The organism is Brevibacillus parabrevis (genome assembly GCF_022701015.1).
GTDB classification, from domain to species: domain Bacteria; phylum Bacillota; class Bacilli; order Brevibacillales; family Brevibacillaceae; genus Brevibacillus; species Brevibacillus parabrevis.
Map to the genome: position 1 here is coordinate 1070646 of NZ_CP064090.1, position 22842 is coordinate 1093487.

General features: G+C 53.4%; 18 protein-coding genes. 8 read left to right on the forward strand and 10 right to left on the reverse strand.

Annotated features, from left to right (window positions below):
- Positions 1-4 precede the first annotated feature (4 nt).
- Complete coding sequence (locus IRJ17_RS05285) at positions 5-787, reverse strand: SDR family NAD(P)-dependent oxidoreductase (RefSeq protein WP_173597265.1); 783 nt, start codon at positions 785-787, stop codon at positions 5-7.
- A gap of 282 nt (positions 788-1069) precedes the next feature.
- Here IRJ17_RS05285 and IRJ17_RS05290 point away from each other — a divergent pair, with 282 nt between their 5' ends.
- Both IRJ17_RS05290 and IRJ17_RS05295 read left to right on the forward strand, forming a co-directional pair.
- The gene (locus IRJ17_RS05290) at positions 1070-2824 is read left to right on the forward strand and encodes a sigma-54 interaction domain-containing protein (protein ID WP_173598962.1); all 1755 of its coding nucleotides are present in this window, start codon (positions 1070-1072) and stop codon (positions 2822-2824) included.
- A gap of 23 nt (positions 2825-2847) precedes the next feature.
- Complete coding sequence (locus IRJ17_RS05295; RefSeq protein WP_122962352.1) at positions 2848-3636, forward strand: arylamine N-acetyltransferase family protein; 789 nt, start codon at positions 2848-2850, stop codon at positions 3634-3636.
- A gap of 1636 nt (positions 3637-5272) precedes the next feature.
- Here the strand turns inward: IRJ17_RS05295 and IRJ17_RS05300 are convergent.
- On the reverse strand, positions 5273-6685 hold the full coding sequence (locus IRJ17_RS05300) for a M56 family metallopeptidase (protein WP_217022037.1): 1413 nt from the start codon (positions 6683-6685) through the stop codon (positions 5273-5275).
- A 4-nt stretch (positions 6686-6689) separates the two neighbouring features.
- Positions 6690-7064 (reverse strand): BlaI/MecI/CopY family transcriptional regulator, encoded by a 375-nt coding sequence (locus tag IRJ17_RS05305; protein WP_122962354.1) that lies wholly within the window; start codon positions 7062-7064, stop codon positions 6690-6692.
- 212 nt (positions 7065-7276) lie between these two features.
- Between IRJ17_RS05305 and IRJ17_RS05310 the strand changes: the two genes are divergently transcribed.
- The gene (locus tag IRJ17_RS05310; protein ID WP_122962355.1) at positions 7277-7891 is read left to right on the forward strand and encodes a class I SAM-dependent methyltransferase; all 615 of its coding nucleotides are present in this window, start codon (positions 7277-7279) and stop codon (positions 7889-7891) included.
- On the opposite strand, the gene IRJ17_RS05315 is transcribed toward IRJ17_RS05310, so the two are convergent.
- Positions 7888-9426 carry a hypothetical protein gene (locus IRJ17_RS05315; RefSeq protein WP_173597267.1) on the reverse strand — a complete coding sequence of 513 codons (1539 nt, stop codon included), beginning with the start codon at positions 9424-9426 and terminating at the stop codon, positions 7888-7890. The genes IRJ17_RS05310 and IRJ17_RS05315 overlap by 4 nt on opposite strands.
- Positions 9427-9621: 195 nt before the next feature.
- Between IRJ17_RS05315 and IRJ17_RS05320 the strand changes: the two genes are divergently transcribed.
- The 5 genes from IRJ17_RS05320 (at position 9622) to IRJ17_RS05340 (ending at position 15903) form a co-directional block, all read left to right on the forward strand.
- Positions 9622-11025, forward strand: a complete 1404-nt coding sequence (locus IRJ17_RS05320) for a sigma-54 interaction domain-containing protein (RefSeq protein WP_122962357.1) — start codon at positions 9622-9624, stop codon at positions 11023-11025.
- Between the two features lie 198 nt (positions 11026-11223).
- Entirely contained in the window at positions 11224-12573 is a 1350-nt protein-coding gene (gabT, locus tag IRJ17_RS05325) for a 4-aminobutyrate--2-oxoglutarate transaminase (RefSeq protein ID WP_122962358.1), read from the forward strand.
- Positions 12574-12591: 18 nt separating this feature from the next.
- Positions 12592-14016, forward strand: a complete 1425-nt coding sequence (locus IRJ17_RS05330; RefSeq protein ID WP_122962359.1) for an aldehyde dehydrogenase family protein — start codon at positions 12592-12594, stop codon at positions 14014-14016.
- Positions 14017-14270: 254 nt separating this feature from the next.
- Positions 14271-15332 (forward strand): solute carrier family 23 protein, encoded by a 1062-nt coding sequence (locus tag IRJ17_RS05335; RefSeq protein WP_122962360.1) that lies wholly within the window; start codon positions 14271-14273, stop codon positions 15330-15332.
- A gap of 25 nt (positions 15333-15357) precedes the next feature.
- Entirely contained in the window at positions 15358-15903 is a 546-nt protein-coding gene (locus IRJ17_RS05340; RefSeq protein WP_122962361.1) for a phosphoribosyltransferase family protein, read from the forward strand.
- 110 nt (positions 15904-16013) lie between these two features.
- Here IRJ17_RS05340 and IRJ17_RS05345 read toward each other — a convergent pair whose 3' ends face one another.
- The 6 genes from IRJ17_RS05345 to efeB form a co-directional block, all read right to left on the reverse strand.
- Positions 16014-17699, reverse strand: a complete 1686-nt coding sequence (locus tag IRJ17_RS05345; protein ID WP_242773600.1) for a hypothetical protein — start codon at positions 17697-17699, stop codon at positions 16014-16016.
- Positions 17700-17723: 24 nt separating this feature from the next.
- Positions 17724-18161, reverse strand: coding sequence for a divergent PAP2 family protein (locus tag IRJ17_RS05350; RefSeq protein ID WP_122962363.1), 438 nt, complete (start codon positions 18159-18161; stop codon positions 17724-17726).
- 24 nt (positions 18162-18185) lie between these two features.
- Positions 18186-18542, reverse strand: a complete 357-nt coding sequence (locus tag IRJ17_RS05355; protein WP_122962364.1) for an SMR family transporter — start codon at positions 18540-18542, stop codon at positions 18186-18188.
- A 27-nt stretch (positions 18543-18569) separates the two neighbouring features.
- Positions 18570-19496, reverse strand: a complete 927-nt coding sequence (locus IRJ17_RS05360; RefSeq protein ID WP_122962365.1) for a decaprenyl-phosphate phosphoribosyltransferase — start codon at positions 19494-19496, stop codon at positions 18570-18572.
- Between the two features lie 255 nt (positions 19497-19751).
- Positions 19752-21548, reverse strand: a complete 1797-nt coding sequence (locus tag IRJ17_RS05365; protein WP_371736951.1) for an FTR1 family iron permease — start codon at positions 21546-21548, stop codon at positions 19752-19754.
- An 18-nt stretch (positions 21549-21566) separates the two neighbouring features.
- Positions 21567-22841, reverse strand: coding sequence for an iron uptake transporter deferrochelatase/peroxidase subunit (gene efeB, locus IRJ17_RS05370; RefSeq protein ID WP_173598971.1), 1275 nt, complete (start codon positions 22839-22841; stop codon positions 21567-21569).
- Position 22842 lies beyond the last annotated feature (1 nt).

Here is a 22842-nt window from a genome sequence, read left to right on the forward strand (position 1 = left end):
GCTTCTAGGCCAGCCCGCCGCCATCTACGACCAGCACGGAGCCTGTCACCCAAGTCGAGAGGTCACTGGCAAAAAACAGGACGGCGTTGGCGATATCTTTTGGCGTGCCAAGACGCTCCAAAGGTCGGCCCTGCGCGGAGGAGACGAGGAAAGCCCCTTCTTCCTTATTCAGCTGGCGAGCTTCTTCCCGCAGCAGTGGCGTGTCCGTATCGCCAGGCGAAACGCAGTTGACGCGAATGTTCTCCGGGCCGTGATCGATTGCCATCGCCCTTGTCAGGTTGACGATGCCTGCTTTGGCTGCGCAGTAGGCTGCTGCCTTGTCGCCGCCTTTGATGCCCCAGCCGGAGCCTGTGTTGATAATGCTGCCGCCGCCGTTTTTCGCCATGATTGGAATGACGAACTTGGACAGGTTGTACGCCCCTTTGAGCGATACATCGATGACGAGATCCCACTCGTCTTCCGCCAGCTCGACGACCGTTTTGCGCCGGATGACGCCAGCGTTGTTGAACAAAATATCGATGCGGCCAAAAGCTTGCTCCACCGACTCGGCCACTCGCTGACAATCAGCTTGGGAAACGACGTTGCACATAAAAAACTGGGCGAACCCGCCAGACTCGTTAATCTCGCCTGCGGCTTTTTCTCCAAGCTCCTGATTGATGTCGAGCAGCATGACCTTGACGCCGAATTGAGCGAGACGCTTTGCAGTGGCAAGGCCGATGCCGGAAGCGCCGCCTGTGACCAAGGCAATTTTTCCATCCAGTTGAAAAATATCGTTAACGTTTGGCAAGGTTGATCGATCCTCCCTGGCTGTTTCATTTCTTTTGCTTTTGTGATCTTACATGTTGCAAGCTCTGTGCCAATATTTTTTTGGCAACGATTTTCCGAGTTCCGCTGCCAGTCTGATGCCAGAAATGGCGATTATGCCGTTCTTCGCCAGAAGCGCAGACACGTATTGTTTGCCACGATTGACAAACGATTTGCCATTTTTGACACGGCAAAAGGCAATTTGATTGTAAGGTATCTGAATTTTTAATAAACTAAAAGGAAGAGGAAACAAAGGGGGATGCGCATGCTTTCGCTGGAACGCTACAAGCCGGCTATCGAAAAAGTGATCACTGGCATTTCGGACATTTTAAACGTCGATGCAGCCGTCATCAACGAACGTGGTTTGCTGGTGGTCAGCACAGAGCGCTATCTGAAACAGAAGGGCAACCATGTGCATATTCCTTCGCTGCAGTTCATCTTGTCAAAAGGCCAGTTTCTCGTAGACAAACCGGGTTTTATGGAAATGTGCGAGGGCTGCCGTTTTCTTGACAGTTGTCCGGCAAAGGTCGAGCTGCTCTCGTCGATCAAGATTGCGGATCAGGCGATTGGGATTGTTTCCCTCACGTCTTTTACAAAAGAAGGGCAGCATCGCCTGTCCAAGCATACAGAGAAATACCAGCAAATTTTGCTGGAAATAAGCGAGTTGATTACGACGATCGTCCAGACTCATTCGGCTACCCAAACCAGCTCTGCCGATGAAGAAAAGCTTTTGCTGGAAGGGGCGCTTGATACGCTGAACGACGCGTACCTGACTTTTGACCGCAGCGGCAATATCATCCATACTAACACCAGCGCCCGTACGCTTTTGGCTCAAAACGAGCTGCTTCCCGCCGACATCTCGCGGATGTTTCTACCGTCCTTGTCAGGCATGGCGGCGCACTATTTGCCAGTCGCCAACTGTCTTGTCGACAAGCTCGATGCTTCGGCGGAGGCGACGCCAATCGTTGTCGACAATCAACTGATCGGCGGGGTTTTGCGTGTCCCGCGGGAGTCTCCTGCGACTGCGCTGCCGCAAGCGGGGCAGCGACGTTCACTGTCTCTGAGAGATGAGGGCTTGGATCATCTGGTTGGCAGCAGCGAGGCGATTCGCGAGGTCAAGGACATCGCAAGGAAGATCAAGGACAGCAGCTCTACGGTGCTGATCACGGGTGAAACAGGAACGGGAAAAGGGCATCTAGCAAAAGCGATCCATGATTCCGGCAACAGGGCGTTTTATCCGTTTGTAGCGATCAACTGTGCGAGCATTCCCGAGAGCTTGTTTGAAAGCGAACTGTTTGGCTATGAGGACGGAGCTTTTACAGGGGCCAAAAAAGGCGGCAAGCCGGGACGATTCGAGTTGGCAGATGGCGGGACGCTGTTTCTCGACGAGATTGGCGATATGCCGCTGTCTTTGCAAGCGAAGCTGCTGCGCGTATTGCAGGAAATGGTGGTGGAGCGTGTCGGTGGAACGAGAGCATTTCCGATCAACGTTCGCGTCATCGCGGCCACGAATCAGAATTTGGAGGAGCTGGTGGCGAACAAGGCATTTCGCGCCGATCTTTACTATCGGCTGAACGTCATTCCGCTCCACGTTCCGCCGCTTGCTGAAAGGCGGGAGGATATCGAGCCGCTGGCGAATGCCTTTTTGCAAAAATGCGTGACGAAAACGGGGCGCAGCTTTTTCGGCTTTTCCCCCGATACGTTGGCTGTGCTCAAGGCGTATGACTGGCCGGGAAATGTCAGAGAGCTGGAAAACGCGATCGAATATGCGATGAACATGGAGAGCGATTCCGTCATCACGCCAGGCAGCTTGCCGCCCCGGCTGCGCAGTCGGTTGGTCACTGGCTACTCTGCTGCGACGACTGCGATCAAGGCGCGCGTCGCTGATGTGCAAGCGGACGCGATCCGCGCTGCTTTGCAAAAGCACGGAACCGATCTGAAAGGAAAGCAGAAAGTAGCGGAAGAGCTGGGAATCGGAATCCGCACGCTGTACCGCAAGCTGAAACTGCTGGGCATATAGCTGGCATATAGGAGGGCGACAAAATGGGTGAGTTCGATACTTTGTTTCGGCAACGAATTGGCATTCCAGAAACTGAGACGATTCCTTTTGAAAAGCTGGACTTGGTTCTGGAAAAAGCAGCGCTGGCTATCCCTTTTGAAAATATGCGCGTCATCGAGCAACAAACGAAAGCGATCACCAAAGAAAATGTGATGAGCAAAATATTGGTGGAGCGGGAAGGCGGGCTGTGCTACGAGCTTAACTCGCTTTTGTATTTCTTTTTGCTGGAAAACGGCTTTGATGCCGTTTTGACCAGAGGGGTCGTGTATAAGCCTGCGGAACGAGCCTTTTTAACGATTGGCCGCACGCATCTGACGATTGTGCTCCGTCATCAAGGGCGGCAGTATTTAGTGGATACGGGGTTTGGCGGGAACTTGCCGCTGAAGCCTGTTCCGCTGAGCGGCGAGACGGTGACTTCTGCTAATGGAGAGTTTCGTGTAGGCAGAACGGACAGCGAGTATGGGAGCCATGTGCTGGAGATGAAGTTGAAGCACAAGGATACGGAGTGGAGAATCGGGTATGCTTTCGACCCCGAAAGGCCGATTGCCGGGCTATTCGAATGCGATGAGATTCAGACGATTATCGCTGATCACGCCGAGTCTCCTTTCAACAAAAGCCCATTGCTGACGCAGTTGACGCCTACGGGAAACATCACTTTGACGAATGCCACGTTTACCGAGTGGGTCGATGGGCGTGTGACGAAGGAGAGCATTGACGAAGCTAGATTTAAAGCGTTGGCCAGGCGGTATTTTGGCTGGCGGGATTGGGATTGATGACTGTTAGGCTTTGGGCGGATCGTGGTTTTTTGAAAGATTGATCTGGGGTGGAAATTTTTAGTGCGGGTGTTGAGCGGAGCTGTAGTGGAGGGAGGAAACAGGAGAAACCGCTGTAGGGACTTGGGCCTCTCGCGGGGAAGCGTGGACTGGCCGTCTCCTGCGAAAAAGGAAAACCGCGTCAAAAGCAGCGAGATCGAAGAAGCGGACGCACGTTGCCGCTTAAAGGCGTGTTTTCCTTTTTCACCTCCGTCTCGGTAGGAGTCCCAAAGCCCTTTCGCTTGTTTCTCCTGTTTCCTCGGCCAACGTTTAACTTTAGTCGGACATCGCTTTTGGATGGTTGATCAGGGGGGAAAATCCAGAGCAGAAATTGAACAAGTTTTTTCATGAACGGGTTGCATGAAGCGACCGTCTTCAAGAAGACTCTTACTCCTGTTTCTGGGCTTTTTTGAAACCCCGATCACCACCGCTAAAGTACCGATGACGCAGACTACAAAGCGTCAGCTCAAACAAGCTTTTTGGCATTGGTATTTTTCTTTGAAACCCGCGCCGACCACAACCAGCCCCGGACGAGGAAAGAGACGAAATCCGCGAAAGCTCTTTGGGATACCGACCGAGGTTCCGAGGAAAAAGCGAAACACGATTTTAAGCGTCAACGTGCGTCCGCTTCCCTGAGTCCGCTGCTTTTGACGCGGTTTCGCTTTTTCCCCGGAGCCGTGCAGTCTAGACCCACAGAGGGTATCCCAAGAAGCTACAGCGATTCGTCTCTTTCCACGCCACGCCTAAAGTACCGATGAAGCAAACTACAAAGCGTCAGCCCGAGCAAGCTTTTTGGCATTGGCATTTTTCCTTGAAACCCGCGCCGACCACAACCAGCCCCTGACGAGGAAAGAGACGAAATCCGCGAAAGCTCTTTAGGATACCGACCGAGGTTCCGAGGAAAAAGCGAAACACGGTTTTAAGCGTCAACGTGCGTCTGCTTCTTTGAGTCCTCTACTTTTGACGCGGTTTCGCTTTTTCCCCGGAGCCGTGCAGTCTAGACCCACAGGGGGTATCCCAAGAAGCTACAGCGATTCGTCTCTTTCCTCGCCACGTCTAAAGTACCGATGAAGCAAACTACAAAGCGTCAGCCCGAGCAAGCTTTTTGGCATTGGCATTTTTCCTTGAAACCCGCGCCGACCACAACCAGCCCCTGACGAGGAAAGAGACGAAATCCGCGAAAGCTCTTTAGGATACCGACCGAGGTTCCGAGGAAAAAGCGAAACACGGTTTTAAGCGTCAACGTGCGTCTGCTTCTTTGAGTCCTCTACTTTTGACGCGGTTTCGCTTTTTCCCCGGAGCCGTGCAGTCCAGCCCCCAGGGGGTATCCCAAGAAGCTACAGCGATTCGTCTCTTTCCACGCCACGCCTAAAGTACCGATGACGCAAACTGCAAAGTGTTACCCAGACCAGCTTTTCTGTTATGTATTCGCATTTGGCGTTTTATTAAAACTCGCGCCGACCACCGCCAGCCTCTTTCCACGTCACGCCTAAAGTACCGAAGAAGCAAACTGCAAAACGCCGCCCAAAAAAGAAAAAAGGCTTCGCACACAACACAGTGGCGGAGCCTTCCATCGTATATTCTATCAGTGAGCAGCTTATTGCGGCAAATATTTCAACGGATCAACAGGCGCTCCATCTTTGGTCATCTGGAAAAGAAGATGCGGCCCCGTGCTGCGGCCCGTGCTTCCCAGCAACCCGATAAGCTGGTCTTGGGCGACGAGCGCGCCTTGCTCGACCTCCAGTTTTTCCAGATGCGCGTAAACGGTTTGGTAGCCGTCTTCATGCGCAACGACAACGTGATTCCCAGATTTTGCATCATAAGCGGCTTTGATTACGGTTCCGGCGGCAGACGCTTTGACAGGGGTGCCCTCTTTATTCATGATGGAAATGGCGTACTGCTCGCCGCCACTTACAACCTCACCCGCGACAGGCAGGTGGAACAGCGGCTCTTTGCCCCATGTTTCCTGGGCGCCTGTCAAAGTGAATGCGCCCAAAGCGATAATGGCGCTTATGCTGAAAGCGGCCCATGCATACGTGGTCCTTTGAAATCGACGGATCATGTGGATTCTCCTTTTGATGTATTTTTTTGAACTGGCAAATCCGGCGGTCAGGGCGCTTTGTTGTGGGTTCGCATACAATTCCAGCGCTTTGACCATGGTGTAGCCGTACGCTGTCACTTCCGATTCGCGCAAACAAGCAAGGGTCATGGCGTCGCAAGCAACCTCCTGATCTTGCCTCATGCGGAAAACGGCGTACCACATCAGCGGATTGAACCAGTTTAGAATCAGCAGCGCGTGTGCCAGGCCGTTCACAGCGATGTCATGCCGTTTGTAGTGACAAAGCTCGTGCAAGAAAATATGGCGCAATTCGTCTGCATCGAGCTTTTCCAAAAACAGCGCGGGCAAAAGAATCCGCGGCCGCCAAATCCCCAGCAAGGCAGGACTTGTCACGGCGCTGCTGATCGACAACGGAATAGAAGCGGCGATACCTAGCTGCTTTTTGCAACTCGCATACAGTTGTAAAATCGCAACGTCTTGCACTGGCTGAATGTCCAATTTGCGTGCCGAAAAGCTGCGGGCGGACCAGGCTGTCGCAACAGCAAAAACAATGACCCCGAGCAGCCACAAAAAAGAGAGCGGGTCGAACCAAAAGAAACGTGCCTCTTCCGGCATGTATGTATATGTATCTGGATGCGCGACAAAATGCGGCGGCTGAAGAGGAACATCGACTTGCAAAGCAGCGGTTCCAGCTCGGGAGGACGGATATGGCACGGGTGTGGAAAAGGCAGCTGGCAGCCAATTAAAGAGACTGAGCGGACTTGCGAGAGACAAAGGGACGGCCAGCTTGATGATCAGCAGAAACCAGACGCCATAGTGAAAGCGGGCAGGCAAATATCCGCCCAAAATCAGCTTGAACAGCAAAATCACCAGCACCAGAAAGCTTGCTTGCAGGGAGTTGAGCGAAATCCAGGAAAATGTCGCGTGCAGGAGCGAGACTAGCCATTCCACAGAGCTATTTCTCCTTCTCCGCCAAAATATTTTTCAACTCTTCTATTTCCTTGGCTGAGAGTTTCTCTTCCTGCAAAAAGTGGACGAGCATCGGCTTTAGCGCTCCCCCGTAGACGCGCTGCAAAAAAGACTGCCGCTCGGTTCGCTTGCATTCTTCTTCGCCGAGCACAGGCGAGTAATAATAGACGCGATTGATTTGTTCAAACGAAATGACGCCCTTTTGCAAAAGGCGGCTGAGCAATGTCTTGATGGTCTTTTCCTTCCAGGTCTTGTTGTCGCGCAAGGCAGCAATCACATCAGATGCCGCAGCCGGGGATTTGGCCCAGAGGACCTTCATAATCTCCCATTCGGCATCGGAAATTCGCGGATGATCATCCATTAACGACAGTCCTCCTTGGATTACAATTGTAGTCGATCGACAGTTATAGATTACACTTGTAATCTTATGTTGTCAACTCTCTCTGTTGCATATGAAATCTTTTAAATCCGACAAACGAAAAAGCCTCAACAGTCCCTGTGATCTGTTGAGGCGAAGCATGGCAGCCGTCTTTTATCGTAAAGTAGCATACAAAAACGCAGGAGGGATCGGGCATGGAAGTAATCGAGCAGTTTGGCAATATAGACATTTATTTGTTTGATCAGTTGCTAAAAGGGCGGATACAAAAGCAGATGCGCATTCTCGACGCAGGCTGCGGCTCAGGGCGCAACCTCGTTTACTTTTTGCGCAATGGCTATAAGGTTTACGCCGTGGATCAGTCCGCCAAGGCAGTAGAAAGCGTGCACAAGCTCGCAACGGAGCTGGCGGCGAGCGATTGGGCAGCAGATCGTGCGCGCGTAGAAGCGGTTGACAACATGAGCTTTGCCGACGAGCAGTTCCAGTTTGTCATCAGCAACGCTGTCCTGCATTTTGCGGAAAATGATCAGCATTTCCGGCAGATGCTGCAAGAGCTGTGGCGGGTGCTTGCGCCAGGCGGCGTACTTTTCATGCGTCTGGCTTCCTCGATCGGGATTGAGCATGCCGTGCAGCATTTGGGCGATGAGCGGTATTTGCTCCCGGATGGCAGTACGCGTTTTCTCGTAAACGAAGAGCGGATGCTCCAAGCGACAGCCGACTTGCAGGGCATTTTTGTGGAGCCGATCAAAACGGTAAATGTAGCCGGGCAGCGCTGCATGAGTACGTGGTGCATACAAAAGCCCGCGCTCTAAAAGTCGCGCAATTGGTCAAAACGCTCGAACAGAGGCGCGAGGTCGATGGCGAGTCCTTGTGCGGCAAGGCTTTGCTTGGTCGAATCCAGCAGGTCGTGCAGCACGACATAAATTTCTTCCCGCTCGACTGTTTCGATAAAGCCTGTGCGCCGATCCATTTTGTTAAAGGCCAAAGTGTACGCTGCAACCAGCTCAAGCAAGGCAGCTTCGAGGTCGGCCGCTTTCGGAAGCTCGCTGTCCTGTTTTTGCAGGGCGGTGAGGGCAGTCGCTGTCTTTTTGTACTGATCAGCCGCTTTTTTGGCTTGTGCCGCCGTAATATTCTCCCTGCCGTCCCAATCGCGGAACGGGTTGGTCAAGTTGTTTGCGAGCCACTCCGGATTGCGCGGCTTCGTGATGGACAGATTCAGGCCGCGTTTGCTCTCCTGTTTGTAGGCAGTCTTGATGCTTTTGGCGGCATCTGCTGGCAAGCTGGTCATCCACAGTGTCGAGAGCCTTGGCAATTGTTGCGGCGGCGGAAACTGGTCTGCTGAAAAGCCGAATATGTCGTACGTCGAAAAGGAAGCAAGCTTGCTCAACTGACTGATGCTGTCGAGGTTGCTGATCGTTCCCGGTTTCCCCCACAGACGCATTTCTTGCAATTCCGGAAAGCGTTGGACGATAGGCAGCAAGTCCAGCTCCGTCACCTGATGCAGGTGAAGTCCTGACAAACGGGGCAATCCGTGAAAGTCTGGAGGAGATGAGGTAAATCCAGCACTCAACCAATAGCCGTCCTCGTCCGCCTCTATGTGCAAGTCGGGTGAGATGTCGCTGCCTATCGTCAAATTGGTCAGCCCTTTGTTGAGCGTCAGCTTCTCCAGTCCTTGGGCATTTTGTATAAACAACTTGCGAATCTGGCTGCCGCTGAGGTCGATGGACGACATCAGCGTTTTGCCCAGGTGAAGCTCAATTATAAACGGATTGTTTTTGACAAAAGCCAGCAAGGAAGCTGATGCTTCTGCTGCATGGATTTTGGTGAGGCACGGGAGTTTTTCCAGCTCGGAAACATCATCAAGCTCGGCCAGCATGTCTTCCCAAACGACATTGGTGGAGCGGCGAAGGCTCCTGGTTCCCAAGGTGATGAGCGCGTCATCCTTTGCGGCTTGCTTGAACAGTTGGCGCTTCTCTGCGGGAATTTGCTCCCACTGCCATTGACGGTAGATGCTGCCGCCGACATTCCAGGTGCCGTAGCTGTTTGTTTCTCCCGGAAGAAGCGGCGGGATATTCCCTGCCTTGATGTAGTCTTTCGGTACGGCAGCCTCGACATAGCTGTGCTGCAAGTTGTTGTTCCAAAAATAAAAGTCGCAGGATAGCGGCTTCATCGTCAATAACTCAGCGTCGTCAGGGAGCGTGTCGCTCAGCCAGTCCAGTTCGAGCAGGCTGATCAGCTTGGAGGATTTGCCGGACTCGGACTCCTTGAACGAAGTCACCTGGCACGCTGTATATTTTTGCAGCTTTTCTACGAAAACGCAGTAAATATCTCCAACTGCGGGGATCAAACGAATCATCCTTTCCGTTTTGGGAGTCTTAACCCATTTGGCGCTTCTTAGCGTATTTTTACATATTGCCAAGATTTTGGCTATGCGACGAAAGTGCCTGTATGGGCAGCTGTCGTTGTCGTGGCAAGCTGCATTTTCTATAATGGAGGGAACGAAAGCGGCACCAGTTTGGCTGGCGCAAGAGGAGGCGGGCGAATGAAGAAAGATGAGAGCCGACAGCAGTGGATGAGCCGCGTTCTGGAAGGAATCGTAGAAACGTCCCGCGATCACCTGCTGATTACGGACCCCGAGGGCTACATTCAACTGGTCGGTGATTCCTCCTATGACATGTACGGAATCGGAAAAGAACAACTGCTGGGGAAAAATGTGATCGAGCTGGAAAAGGAAAAAGTATTTTCCCCGTCTGTGACGCGCAAGGTGATGGACACAAAAACACCGCAGACGATGATGCAGGAAATTCCCGGCGGCAGAAAGCTGATGGTCACAGCCTATCCCCTCTGGAACGAGGACGGCAGCATGCATTCGGTGATCAGCTATTCGCATGACCTGACAGAAATCATGGAGCTGAAACGGCGCTACGAGAGCCTGACCGAGCAATTGAAGCAGTTCGAAACAGAGATTGAGGAGCTGCGCGAAAAAAATCAGGAAGGCTTCGTCGCAGTCAGCCAGCCGATGCGCGACATTGACCGTCTCATCAAAAAGGTCGCCATGGTCGATTCTACGGTGTTGATCCTCGGCGAGTCCGGGGTCGGAAAAAACGTCATTGCCAGCCAGATTCACCGCCATAGCCGCCGATCCGCCGGGCAATTCGTGGAGATCAACTGCGGCTCGATTCCGGAAGGGCTGTTGGAGTCGGAGCTTTTCGGCTATGAAGCGGGAGCTTTTACAGGCGCTGGCAAGCAAGGCAAACAAGGAATTATCGAGCTGGCGAACCAAGGCACGCTGTTGTTGGACGAGCTGGGGGAGCTGCCGCTGACGTTGCAGGCCAAGCTGTTGAAGGTGATCCAGGAGAAACGGTTGCAGCGCGTGGGCAGCATGCAGTATCGCGATGTCGATTTTCGCCTGATCGCTGCTACCAATCGCGATCTGGAGAAGATGGTGAAGGAGGGCAAGTTTCGCCAGGACTTGTATTTCCGGCTGAACGTCGTGCCAATCCACGTTCCTGCTTTGCGAAATCGCCCGGAAGATATCGCCGCGCTCCTCAAGCTGGTCGTGCGCTCGCTGAACGAGCGATACGGGATGAACAAAAAGCTGGACGCCGCAGCTACTCACGCTTTGATGCACTACGATTGGCCGGGGAATGTGCGGGAGCTGGAAAACGTGCTGGAGCGGCTGGTGGTAACGGCAGATGAAGAAGTAATTACGTCGCAGCACTTGCCTGCGGAAATCAAGGCGGCAGGGGAGGAGCAGACGGCAATGGAGCCGAGTGTTGCGGCCGCCAAAATGTCGCTGCGGGACGCGATGGAGCAAGTCGAGGAAAAGTGGCTGCGCCATGCGGCAGAGCGTTGCCGGACTACAGCGGAGATGGCCGAGTTTTTGGGAATCAGCCAGCCATCTGTCGTGCGCAAGCTGCAAAAATACCACATCCGTCCCCGTTAATTCAAAAATGAATTTTTAATTCAAAAATGAATCGAACTATTTACAGGTTTCGATTCATTTTTGAATTAACGGAGATTTCTGCTATGCAAAAAACGCGCACCACAGCAGGCTTTCTCGTTTGGCACAGGTATTGCTACATATCGGAGTCGAAAGCATCACCTAAGCTGTTATCATTCTCATACAAGGAGAGATTACGATATGTCCAAACAACGCAAATTCGCCAATGTAGCTGCTGGTGTTCCAGGTCCGAAGGGGACCGCTTTGATTGAAAAAAGAAAACAGTTCGTGCCAAAAGGCATCGGCAACAACACGCCGGTTTTTGTAGAGACGGCATCCGGGGCGCTCGTGACAGACGTCGACGGCAACACGTACATCGATCTGGCAGGAGCGATCGGAACGCTCAACGCTGGTCACTGCCCGCAAGAAGTGGTCGAGGCGGTAAAAGCGCAAATGGACAAATACATTCATCCTTGCTTCCACGTCGGCATGTACGAACCGTATGTGGCGCTGGCAGAAAAACTGGCTGAAATTACGCCGGGCAGCTTTGAAAAGAAAACGATGTTTGCAAACAGCGGCGCAGAAGCCGTAGAAAACGCGGTGAAGATCGCGCGCAAATACACAGGACGCCCTGGCATCATATCTTTTAGCCGTGGATTCCACGGACGTACTTTGCTCGGCATGTCGCTCACGTCCAAAGTAAAGCCGTACAAATTCCAGATGGGGCCGTTCGCGCCAGCTACCTACAAGGCTCAGTTCCCGTACCCGCTGAACAAACCGGAGTCCATGACAGAAGACGAGTACGCACAATTTTGCGTCCGCCAATTCGAAGACTTCCTGCTGACAGAAGTCGCGCCGGAAGAAGTAGCGGCCGTCATCATGGAGCCGATCCAGGGCGAAGGCGGATTCATCGTGCCGCCAGTATCGTTCGTGCAAGGCGTATTCCAAATTTGCAAAAAGCACAATATCTTGTTCATTTCCGACGAAATCCAAACAGGCTTTGGCCGGACCGGGGCGATGTTCGCTTCCACTCATTTCGGAATCGAGCCTGATATCATTACCATGTCCAAATCGCTTGCAGCCGGTTTGCCCATCTCCGCTGTCACAGGCCGCGCAGAAATCATGGATGCGCCGAATCCGGGTGAAATTGGCGGCACGTATGGCGGCAGCCCGCTCGGTTGCGTAGCGGCACTTGCTGTAATTGAGAAAATGGAGCGCGAAGACTTGTCCGGACGCGCCAGAGAGATCGGCAAGGCGATCAAGTCGCATTTTGAAGCCCTGCAAAAAGAGTTCCCTGTCATTGCAGATATTCGCGGATTGGGTGCCATGTGTGCGGTAGAATTTATTGATCCACAAACCAAACAGCCTGCAAAAGAACTGGTAGCCGGGCTGACCAAAGGTTGCTACGAATCCGGTGTCATCGTGCTTTCCGCAGGGGTACACAGCAATGTGCTGCGTTTCCTGTCTCCGCTCGTGATTACCGATGAGCAATTGCAAGAAGCGCTCGACATTATGACCGATGTGTTGAAAAGCCAGTACGTGACCCACTAATTCACCAGGGAGGTACGCATGAAAAAGCATCTGTATATTAACGGACAATGGAAAGAAGCAAACGAGTACGCGCCACTCTACTCTCCTTATTCCGGTGAGCTTTTGGCGGAGATCGCACAGGCTGACGAGGCTGACGTCGATGAGGCGATCCGCGCAGCGGCTGCGGCGGCAAAAACGATGGCAAAGCTGCCAGCCAGCCAGCGCGCACTGATTTTGGAAAAAGCGGTGGCGATCATGGAAGCGCGCAAGGAGGAGCTGGCAGTGATTCTCGCCCAGGAAGCTGCCAAGCCGCTGCGCACAGGACGGGTAGAGATCGCCCGCACGATTCAGACGTACAAATTCGCGGCCGAGGAAGCGAAGCGCATTCACGGGGAAACCGTTCCGCTTGATGCGGCTCCTGGCGGCGAAGGCCGACTTGCTTTTACCGTTCGCAAGCCGATTGGCGTAGTCGGGGCGATTACACCGTTCAACTTCCCGTTCAACCTGGTGGCGCACAAAGTCGGCCCGGCGATTGCGGCAGGGAATACGGTCGTATTGAAGCCTGCGAGCCAGACCCCGCTCAGCTCCTTGGTTCTCGCCGACATTTTTGCGGAAGCCGGATTGCCGGAAGGGGCGCTGAATATCCTGCCAGGAAAAGGCGCGGTCGTAGGCGAGAAGCTTGTCAGCGACAGCCGCATTGCCGCGATTACGTTTACAGGCAGTCCTGCGGTCGGAATCGCGATGAAAAACAAAGCAGGTCTGAAGCGCGTGACGCTTGAGCTTGGTTCGAACTCTGCCGTCATTATTGACCAGACGGTTGAGATTACGCAGGCGCTGGTTGATCGTTGCGTGGTGGGCGCATTTTCCTTTAGCGGGCAGGTGTGCATTTCGCTGCAACGCGTCTATATTCACCAGAGCAAGTACGAGGAGTTTCTCGATAAATTCAAGACTGCGACAGAGAAGCTCGTCCTGGGCGATCCGTTGCAGGAGGCGACAGACATGTCCTCCGTCATTTCGGCAAAAGACCACGAGCGGATGGGAGCATGGGTACAAGAAGCGGTTCAGGCGGGAGCGCAGGTCGTGACAGGCGGCAAAGCAGTGAACGAGCGGCTTTTCGCTCCGACGATCCTGACGAACGTAAGCGCCCACTCCTCTGTCTCTTGCCAGGAAGTATTCGGCCCAATCGTCGTAGTCACGCCGTTTGAAGCAATAGGCGAGGCGATTGAAGCCGTGAATGACTCCCGTTTCGGGTTGCAGGCGGGCATTTACACGAGCGACATTCATGCAGCGATGCGCGCAGCCGAAGAGCTGGAAGTGGGCGGCGTGATGATCAATGACATCCCGACCTTCCGCGTGGACAACATGCCGTACGGTGGTGTCAAAGACAGCGGATTTGGCCGCGAAGGAATCAAATACGCGGTTGAAGAGATGACAGAGTTGAAGTTGATTGCCATCAAGCTGTAAAAAGTTTTGAGCGAGAAGCAAAGACGAGCCGTTATGCGCTCGTCTTTTTTTGCGTGATAGCACGTCTTGCGATCGGTTTAATGTTCGATTTATAACGGATGTTAATATGGGAAATAACTATAAAAGCAACGAATTACCGATTAAAAACGAACATTAATTAGTTTTCGTTTGAAAAAGATCGCCTTTTATGTTACCTTAACTCATGTGAAAAAGCGGTCATTTGTATACAGCAGCGAAGTGAGGAGAAGGACAACATGGAATGGAAAGACATAGTAGCGGCCCTCAGTGTCGTATTGAACGGCTTGCCGCAAGGGCTGTTGGCATTGTCTCTTGGCTTTGCCTCCGTGCCGACGGCTCTGGCCTTTCTGGTAGGCGCAACGGGCAACGCTCTGACAGGCTCTGTCGCGGTCGTATCCTATCAGGCGGAAACGATTGCCTTGGCGGGAACGATCGGAAAAAGCATGAGAGAACGACTGTCCATGATTTTTGTTGGCGGAATTATTATGACCATCATCGGTCTGTTTGGTTTTCTGGAAAAGATCGTCGATTTTATTGGCCCGGTCATTACCAATGGCATGATGGCAGGTGTCGGCATCATGCTGGCGCGGGTGTCGTGGGAAATGGCTCGCAACAACATGCCTGTTGGTGTCACTTCGATGGGGAGCGGGTTGCTGACGTATTTCATCACAAAGGATCTCGTCTACACCGTGACGATCTCGGTGCTCATCTCCAGTCTGGTCGCCATCCTGCTTAAACAGGGAAGCTCGATCAAGCCGATTGCGAACGACCGTCTTGTTCTGCAAAAGCTGACGTTTTCCCCTGGCATTTTGCGCGGAGCGATGGCGATGGTTTGCCTCAATATCGGGGCGAACATCGCTTTTGGACAAATTAACGGTGAAATCGCCAAATCCGATGTGAACATTGACACGCTCAGCGTAATCTCCAGCGTGGCCGATATGGTGTCGGCACTGTTCGGCGGAGCGCCGGTAGAGGCGATCATTTCCGCTACGGCCGGGGCGCCCAACCCGGTTGCGTCCGGTGTTTTGATGATGGTGCTGATGGCGGCGATTCTGTTTGCAGGTCTTTTGCCGAAAATCGGCCGCTACATCCCGAGTGAATCGATTGCCGGGTTCCTGTTCGTGCTCGGGGCCATCGTGACGGTGCCGGGGAATGCGACTGCCGCTCTGACAGGGGGAGAAGCTTCGTCCGGTTTGATTGGCGGAACAACGATGGTTGTGACGGCGATTTCTGACCCGTTTTTCGGGATGCTGGCAGGCTTGCTGATGCGAGCATTGATCCATGCATTTGGCATGTAGGGACGCAAATCAGGAGGGATTTTTTGTGGATAAAACATACACGCTGGAAGTGGCAGGCGTAACGCGCGAGCTGCCGATTATGCCGATAGCGGACAACCTTAGCATCGCGAGCTTCGTCATCCTGGGCGATACAGAGCTGGTGACGGCAGCGGCACCACTGCTTGCCGAGAAGCTCCCGGAAGTCGATGTATTGATTACGGCGGAAGCAAAAGGCATTCCTTTGATTTTTGAAGTATCCCGTGTATTGAAGATGAAAAAGTATTACGTTGCCCGGAAAAGCACGAAGCCGTATATGGATGCTCCGCTGATCAATGAAGTCGAATCGATTACTACGCAGAAAAAGCAAATTCTTTGCCTGGATGGCGCGGATGCCAGAGAAATTTCCGGCAAACGCGTCGCGATTATCGACGATGTCATCAGCACAGGCAAGTCGCTGCAAGCGATTGAAGATCTCGTAGTCAAGGCAGGGGGCCATGTCGCAGCGAGAGCGGCTATTTTGGCGGAGGGAGACGCAGCCAAGCGCTCGGACATCATCTTTTTGCAAGAGCTTCCGCTGTTTTTCCACGAATAGAAGTAAGTTCAGCGCAACATAAAAAAACCTTCTCAACGATTGCTGAGAAGGTTTTTTGCTTGTGGATATAAGGCAAGGTTGAAGGCTGCATTCGCATGAGTCACGCGCAACTACTGCAAGTAGTAAATCGCCCGCGAGCTGATGATTCCTTTTACTTCTTGCCCTTCGGCGACCTTTTGCTCGATATACGGGATACCCGCCTCTTGCAGACGGATGCGATTGGCGTTGAAGTGGCGGAAGTCGACGATCATGGTCTTGTTGCTCGCCTTGATTTCCTGAAGCTGTTGCTCGGCCATTGCGTTAATGGACCTTTGTCCCAGCATGTGGGCGCTGCCAACGAGCAGCATGTTGACCAGCATGACAGCGAGCAGGATGCGGCTGCCGTAGCGGGTGAGCGCAGCTTGTGCGTCCCAGCCTGCCAGCGTGACGAGAAGCGGGATGAGCCAAAGCTGCGGAACGTACCGCGCCCACCAGCTTTCCGGGTTGATCAGGACAGTGATGAGCAAGATGATGCTTGCGACGAGGAGCGGCAAGGCTTTCCTGCGCTCGCGACCGAAAAGCAAAGCAAGCACGATCAGGAAGGCAAGCAGCACCGCGCCGCCAAACCATGGCCCAAAGCCCGCCACTCGCACGTCCGGAGCCAAAAACACCTTCAGTTCCTGCTCAGAGAAGGTAAAGGGCCATTTCAGCGTCGTTTCTTTTGGCGTAGCGATATTTTCCGATTGGGCGAACAAGGAAATGCCAAGCTTGCTCAGCGAGTTGATGTCTTTAAAGTCGTGCGGGCTGTTCGAAGTCATAATATCCACCGCGCCCTTGCCCGCCAGCGGGTAGAAAGGATGTCCCTTGGCAAGCGTATTGGTGACGTATGGATTGTAGCCGACAACGACGACGGTAATGACCAGACTCGCGGCGAGCCACGCCAGAACGGTTTTCCAGCGTTTTTGGCGATCGCAGAAAAAGAACAGCACCAGCAAAGCGCCGCCAAGCAGTACGGCATACACCAACGCTGTGAACTTGATCTGCGCAAGCAACATCAGGGCAGAGCAGAGAGCGAGCATGGTCCAGGTGTGGTAGCGTTTGAGCAGCAAATACCCGAGCGCGCAAATGATCAGCACGAGCGAGCCAAGCTGTCCGTCAATGTAAAAGGACGTCGCTTGCGACACGACGACCGGATTGCAGGCAGCCAAAATCGCCAGAACGACCGCCAGCCCCTTTTTCGCAGGAAAAGCCGTCCGCAGCGCTGCCAAGCTGAGGAAGAAGGACGCAGCCATGAGCAGCAGGTTGAAAATTTTCCCGACTTCAATCTGGTTAGTCACCTTGTACATGACCGAATCCAGCATCCAGGGCCCTTTGGCGTAATGGTTGATCCACAGGTGGAAGGCAGACAAGATTTCCTTGTTGTCCATTTCTTCGATCGGCTTGCCTGGCGGCTTGAGAATCGGGGCATCGTGGACCGGATTCCAGCCATTCGTAAGCAAGATGATGGCTTCCTGGTGATACGTTTGTCCATCAAAAGACAGATCGAACGTATTGGCGCTAATGTACCAGCCGCCCCCGATGACGATGGCCAACCCTGCGAGCAAGGCGACCAGCCAGGCCGGGCGGCGCAAAGGAACAAACGTGGCCGTCATGGCCAGCAGGCAAACAAGAGCGGCCAGAACAGACAGCCAGAAGCTGACCGCAGTAACCGGGATGCCCAGCAAAAAGAAAATCGACGTAACGAGTACGATCGAGGCGATAAAAAACAGCAAGGTCGCCCCGATTACAAACGAGTAAGTAGCGGTACGGTTATTCATGAATGTAATCTCCTGTTTTTGAATCTACAGAACAGGGAGGTTTGCAGCCAAAAGGTGCAGGACGGTGGCGAGAATGATCCCCAGCACCAGCCCCCCGGCAATTTCCCATTTGGTATGACCCATGCTCTCGCGCAACGGCTTGGACAAAAGCTGCTTGTCCGGGTGTTCTTTTGCCAGCGCATTGAGAGCGGCGGCATGCTTGCCTACGGCTCTGCGCAGTCCGGTGGCGTCGATGATCACGATAAACGTTACGGCGACCCCGAGCCCGAATGCCGGATGAGTGAAGCCCTCCTGCAAGCCGATCAAAAATACGGTGGTGACCATGACCGTTGTATGCGTGCTGGGAAACCCGCCGTTCCCCACCATGTTTTTTGCTTCTTGCCCAAATCGGAGGTAATTAATCAAAAATTTGGTTATTCCAGACACAAGCCAGCCGATAAACGGCGCCAGCGCATATAACATGACTACGCTCCTCTTTCGTGATGATTATGACTGGGAGATGACAACGACGCCTACGACGATGATTGCCAGCCCTACGATACGGGTGAGCGACAACGGCTCTTGAAAGATCAGAAAAGAAAGTCCGGCTACCAGGACGTACCCGAGGGCCGCCATCGGATAAGCGTAAGAAAGCTGAACTTTTTCCAGCGCGGCAATCCAGATAAACGCGGAAAGCCCGTAAAGCGCCAAACCGACCATGATCGGCAGGTTCGTAAAATAGTGCAGGAACTTCAACACCAGCGCGTCATTGTTGCCAGAGAGGGAGGACGCCCCCATTTTCATGGCAATCTGACCACTTGCGCTGAGAATGACCGAGATGAGGATAAGAACGATGGATGGCATAGTTTGATCCACAACCTGTCTGTGCAATTAAAATTCAAAGGTGTAAATAATGCCGGCTACGGCGATGACGTAGAGCAGTACCGTGATGAGAATCGGCTTGTCCTGGAGCAGAACTTTTTCAGGGCTGCCGCCTTTGTCCGTAATCGTAATCAGGTACAGGTAGCGGAAAATGCCGAAGATCACCAACGGAATCGTCCACATCAAATGAACGGTTCGCCCGGAGGTAAAGGTGAACAAGCTGTAGCTGATAATCGTGGCTGTCGTGACAATCGTATTCAGTTGATTCAACAATTCGGACGAATAGCTGTCCAGTACCTTGCGATGCGTGCCTTTGTGGGCTTGCAGCAAAAGCAGCTCATGGCGTCGCTTACTGATCGCAAGAAACAGGGCAAGCAGCATGGTACAGAGCAAGAACCATGGCGTAAACGGCGTGTTGATCATCAGACTGCCCCCGATGGCCCGCAAGACAAATCCGGACGAGATAATCATCACGTCGAGGATGACGACATGCTTCAGCTTGAGCGAATAGGCGACGTTGAGCACAAAATACACCGTGAGCACGACGCCGAACAGTCGGTCAAAATAAAAGGCCGAAAACAGCGAGCCTGCCAGCAAAAATACCCCGAACGACAAGGCGAGCGCAGGCGGCAGCGCGCCGGAAGCCATCGGACGGAATTGCTTCTCCGGGTGGTTCCGGTCGTTTTTAATGTCTACGAAATCGTTCAAGATGTAGACACAGCCTGACACGAAGCAGAACAGCAGGAAGGCAAACAGCGATTTGCCGATGACATCTGTGCTGACTTTGTGCAAAGAAAAGAGCAGTGCCGCAAACACGAGCAAATTTTTGGTCCATTGGTGTGGACGAAGCTGCCGAATTAACAGATAGACCATATTTTGGCGGACGCGCGAAGTCGTTTTGACGTCGACTTTTACAGAGTTTGATGTTGCCCCCATATTTCTCTCCAATCCATAAGGAATCTTACCATCCTACTAATGACGAATCATGTAAAACGAAAGTTACATCTGTTGCAAGATAACGTTTAATTTTGTCGTAAAATGGGCGGGTTGTCTATACCTTTTTACAGCATTTGTGAGATTTTGGCAGAGGGAAATGAGAGAATGCATCATTTGAAGGTTGTATGTCCCTATGAAAAACGCAGCTTCCGGCATGGGTGTCATGCCAGTGAGCTGCGTTTTATGCTGGTGTGCTTAATTTGTCCGCGGAACGCCTTTCGCTGGCTTTTTCCACGAATACAGCGACAGGTTCACCAAAATGATGGCGAGAATGACAAGCTGCGGAATCGTCGTTTCCCAGTTCGCGTAGATGCCCAGATCAGGCAAATGGAGCAACAGCTCCGAGCTGTGCGCCGGCAGGCTGCCCGTGACTTGCAGGGCGTGTACGCTGACCCCGATGAACTTGAAGGCCATGTAATAGAGCAGCAGGCTGGCAACCAAAAAGAACGGACGGACGGGAATCCGCGAGCTGAGCCTGATGAAAGCGAAGCTGATGATGGCGAGCAAAAGCAGCGCGCCACCGATCCCGAGCAAAAGGTCTGTCATGGAAATCGATGCTGCCATCCCCATGTAAAAAATGATCGTTTCCGCGCCTTCGCGAACAACTGCGAGGAAGGCCGTGAAGGCAAGCGACCACAAAGCGCCTTTTGCCAGAGAGGAACCGATTGATTTCTGCACAAACTCGTTCCAGGCTTGCAGGTTGGACTTTTTATGCAGCCAGGCGCCGATTGTCACCATGAACACGACAGCAATCAGTCCTGTAATGCCTTCGATCGTTTCCCGCGAGCTTCCTGTAGTGAGATTGGAAAAGACGATGCTGAGCACAATCGCGAGCAGCGCGGAGGCAACGATACCAAGCGCCGCCCCTGACCAGACCCATTTGCGCTTGTCCGCATTCCCTGACTTTTGCAGGAACGCAAGCAGCGACATGATGATCAGGATCGCTTCCAAGCCTTCGCGGAACAAAATCAGTCCTGCGTCCCACGCTGTATAGGAGGCGGCGGTAGCAAACGGCTCAAGCTCGACTTTCATTTCGCCCAGCAGAGCCGCTGCTTTTTCCCATTGCGGCGGGTTGGACAAGATCAAGGTCGGCACGGAAACCATCTTTGCTTCGATGCTGCTGTAGGTGGCTGGCGACTTGGTCATGACCACGCCTTCTACCAAAGGCCACGAGGCAATAAACGTGTCCATTTTTCCTGCGGCGTCGTCGGCCTTTTGGCTGGCGATGTCCGTTTCTACCGAACTGATCAGCTGCAAAAGCGAGGAGATCGTTGGCTGTTCCCCGGATGCGACGGCACTGGAGCCAGGCGCCACTGATTTTCCTGCTACGTAGTCTTCGACGGCTTGCTTCAACGTTTGCAGTTTTTCCGTACTTTTTTGTGCATTCGGCGGCTCGGTATTCAAGGCGATGCGGGCGCCGCTAATTTTTACTTCCATATCACCATAGACGGAGGCGTTTTCTGAGCGAACCAGACTCTCCGCCTTGTACCAGCCTGTTACGAAGCTGTTGTACGATTGCTTGGCCTGGGGCCAGTTGTTTTCCGAGATAGCAGTCAGACTTTTCTCCAGAAAAGGCAGCAAGTTGGCGATTTGCTTGTGCGCTTTTTCCTTCGGCTGACCAGCTGATTCCTTGCTGGTCACGTAGCGGTCGGCTGCTTTTGCCAGATTGGAGATGGCAGCCGTGGCTGCTTCGGGATTCGACTGTATTTCGCCGAGTGCCTGCTGGGCTTGCTCAACCGCTGCCGACAAAGCCTGAGCCTCTGCTGACGTATCGTCGGTGTTCGCGTCCCAGACGGCTTTCAGGCTGGTTACGGCTTTGGTAACCTCGTCCCAGTTCTTGTCTCCGCTGCTGATCAGCGCATCGCTGGAGAGCGCGATCAGCTGTTTGAGCTGATCAGGTGCGAGCGGAGCGGCGATGACAGTCGACAGCCCGGAGATGAGCAGCAGGAGGCAGAGGAAAACGGAAAAAAGATAGCGTTTCAAAGTATTCACTCCATCCATGCTAGTTGGTTAGAACAGTGTGTCTCCGATGTAGCCGCCTTCGCTTACACCCGGAAGACATGCATAAAGCCCACTGCCGACATGGGTGATGTATTCGTTCAGCAAGTCGACTGACGCGAGTTTTTGTTGCATCGGGATGAATTGCTTGCGCGGGTCGCGGTTGAAGCAGATGAACAGCAGTCCGGCGTCAAGCTGCCCGGTGCGGACATCGAGTCCGCTGGAATACGAATAGCCGCGGCGCAGAATTTTGACTTTGCCTTCCATATGCGCCAAGGCTACGTGAGAATCAGCCGGAATGACCAGGTTGCCCTTGGCGTCTTTGCGATTCAGCTCCAGATCGTCGAACTCGTTTGCTTTTCCGAGCGGTGCGCCAGAATCGCGATGTCGGCCAAACGTGTTTTCCTGATCGTCCAGGGCTGAGCGGTCCCATACTTCGATTCGCATGCGGATTCTGCGCATGACCATGTAGCTGCCGCCAGCCATCCAGGCCGGATTGTCCGACGGTTGCGCCCAGACGATTTCATCGGCAGCGGCCGGGTCGTCGACTTTCGGGTTGTTGCTTCCGTCTTTAAAGCCCATCAGATTGCGAGGGGTAGAGCCGCTTGGATCGGCTGCTCCCGTGCGCTGGAAGCCTTCCTGAACCCAGTGCAGCACAGCTTTTCCGCGCGCGATTCGAGCCAGGTTGCGCAGCCCGTGGAAAGCAACTTGCGGGTCGTTGGCGCAAACCTGGACCACGATGTCTCCATCTGACCATTCCTTGCGAATTTCGTCACTGTTGAAGCGGGGCAGATCGACCAGGGCGGCGGGCCGCTTGGCAGACAGACCGAATCGTTCGTCGAAAAAGGAAGCGCCCAGTCCAAAAGTAATCGTCAGCCGCATCGGGTTGAGCCCGACGCTCTCTCCTGTATCGACAGGCGGGAGGTGCGGGCTGCCGCTCTCCTCATCTACCGTCTTGCCAGCCGCCAAACGGGCTGCGGCGGCCGTCCAGCTTTGGAACAGCTTGCGGACGTCGTCCAATGATGTCGTCGTTAAATCAAAAGCACCCATGCAGATAAAATCCTGCATAGGTGTAATGATCCCGGCCTGATGCTTCCCGTAAAAAGGGATAATGCCGTCGGAAAGAACAGGGGTCGCAGCTGCTTTCTCGCTGGAAGGAGTTGACGGCATGAACGATTTCATGCCAGTCGCGCCCAGAATCAGCCCGAGTCCTCCTACGCCAGCGAGCTTCAGCGCTTCACGACGAGTAAATTTTGTCTGGTCGTTTTCGGGATGCTTGTTGTTCATC

Bases quoted from the DNA above. Each gene is read 5' to 3' on its own strand.
- IRJ17_RS05330 (WP_122962359.1), top strand. From the start codon at position 12,592: ATGAAAAAGCATCTGTATATTAACGGACAATGGAAAGAAGCAAACGAG.
- IRJ17_RS05335 (WP_122962360.1), top strand. From the start codon at position 14,271: ATGGAATGGAAAGACATAGTAGCGGCCCTCAGTGTCGTATTGAACGGC.
- IRJ17_RS05350 (WP_122962363.1), bottom strand. From the start codon at position 18,161: ATGTTATATGCGCTGGCGCCGTTTATCGGCTGGCTTGTGTCTGGAATA.
- gabT (WP_122962358.1), top strand. From the start codon at position 11,224: ATGTCCAAACAACGCAAATTCGCCAATGTAGCTGCTGGTGTTCCAGGT.
- IRJ17_RS05295 (WP_122962352.1), top strand. From the start codon at position 2,848: ATGGGTGAGTTCGATACTTTGTTTCGGCAACGAATTGGCATTCCAGAA.
- IRJ17_RS05305 (WP_122962354.1), bottom strand. From the start codon at position 7,064: ATGGATGATCATCCGCGAATTTCCGATGCCGAATGGGAGATTATGAAG.
- IRJ17_RS05320 (WP_122962357.1), top strand. From the start codon at position 9,622: ATGAAGAAAGATGAGAGCCGACAGCAGTGGATGAGCCGCGTTCTGGAA.
- IRJ17_RS05310 (WP_122962355.1), top strand. From the start codon at position 7,277: ATGGAAGTAATCGAGCAGTTTGGCAATATAGACATTTATTTGTTTGAT.
- IRJ17_RS05345 (WP_242773600.1), bottom strand. From the start codon at position 17,699: ATGAATAACCGTACCGCTACTTACTCGTTTGTAATCGGGGCGACCTTG.
- IRJ17_RS05355 (WP_122962364.1), bottom strand. From the start codon at position 18,542: ATGCCATCCATCGTTCTTATCCTCATCTCGGTCATTCTCAGCGCAAGT.
- IRJ17_RS05290 (WP_173598962.1), top strand. From the start codon at position 1,070: ATGCTTTCGCTGGAACGCTACAAGCCGGCTATCGAAAAAGTGATCACT.
- efeB (WP_173598971.1), bottom strand. From the start codon at position 22,841: ATGAACAACAAGCATCCCGAAAACGACCAGACAAAATTTACTCGTCGT.
- IRJ17_RS05360 (WP_122962365.1), bottom strand. From the start codon at position 19,496: ATGGGGGCAACATCAAACTCTGTAAAAGTCGACGTCAAAACGACTTCG.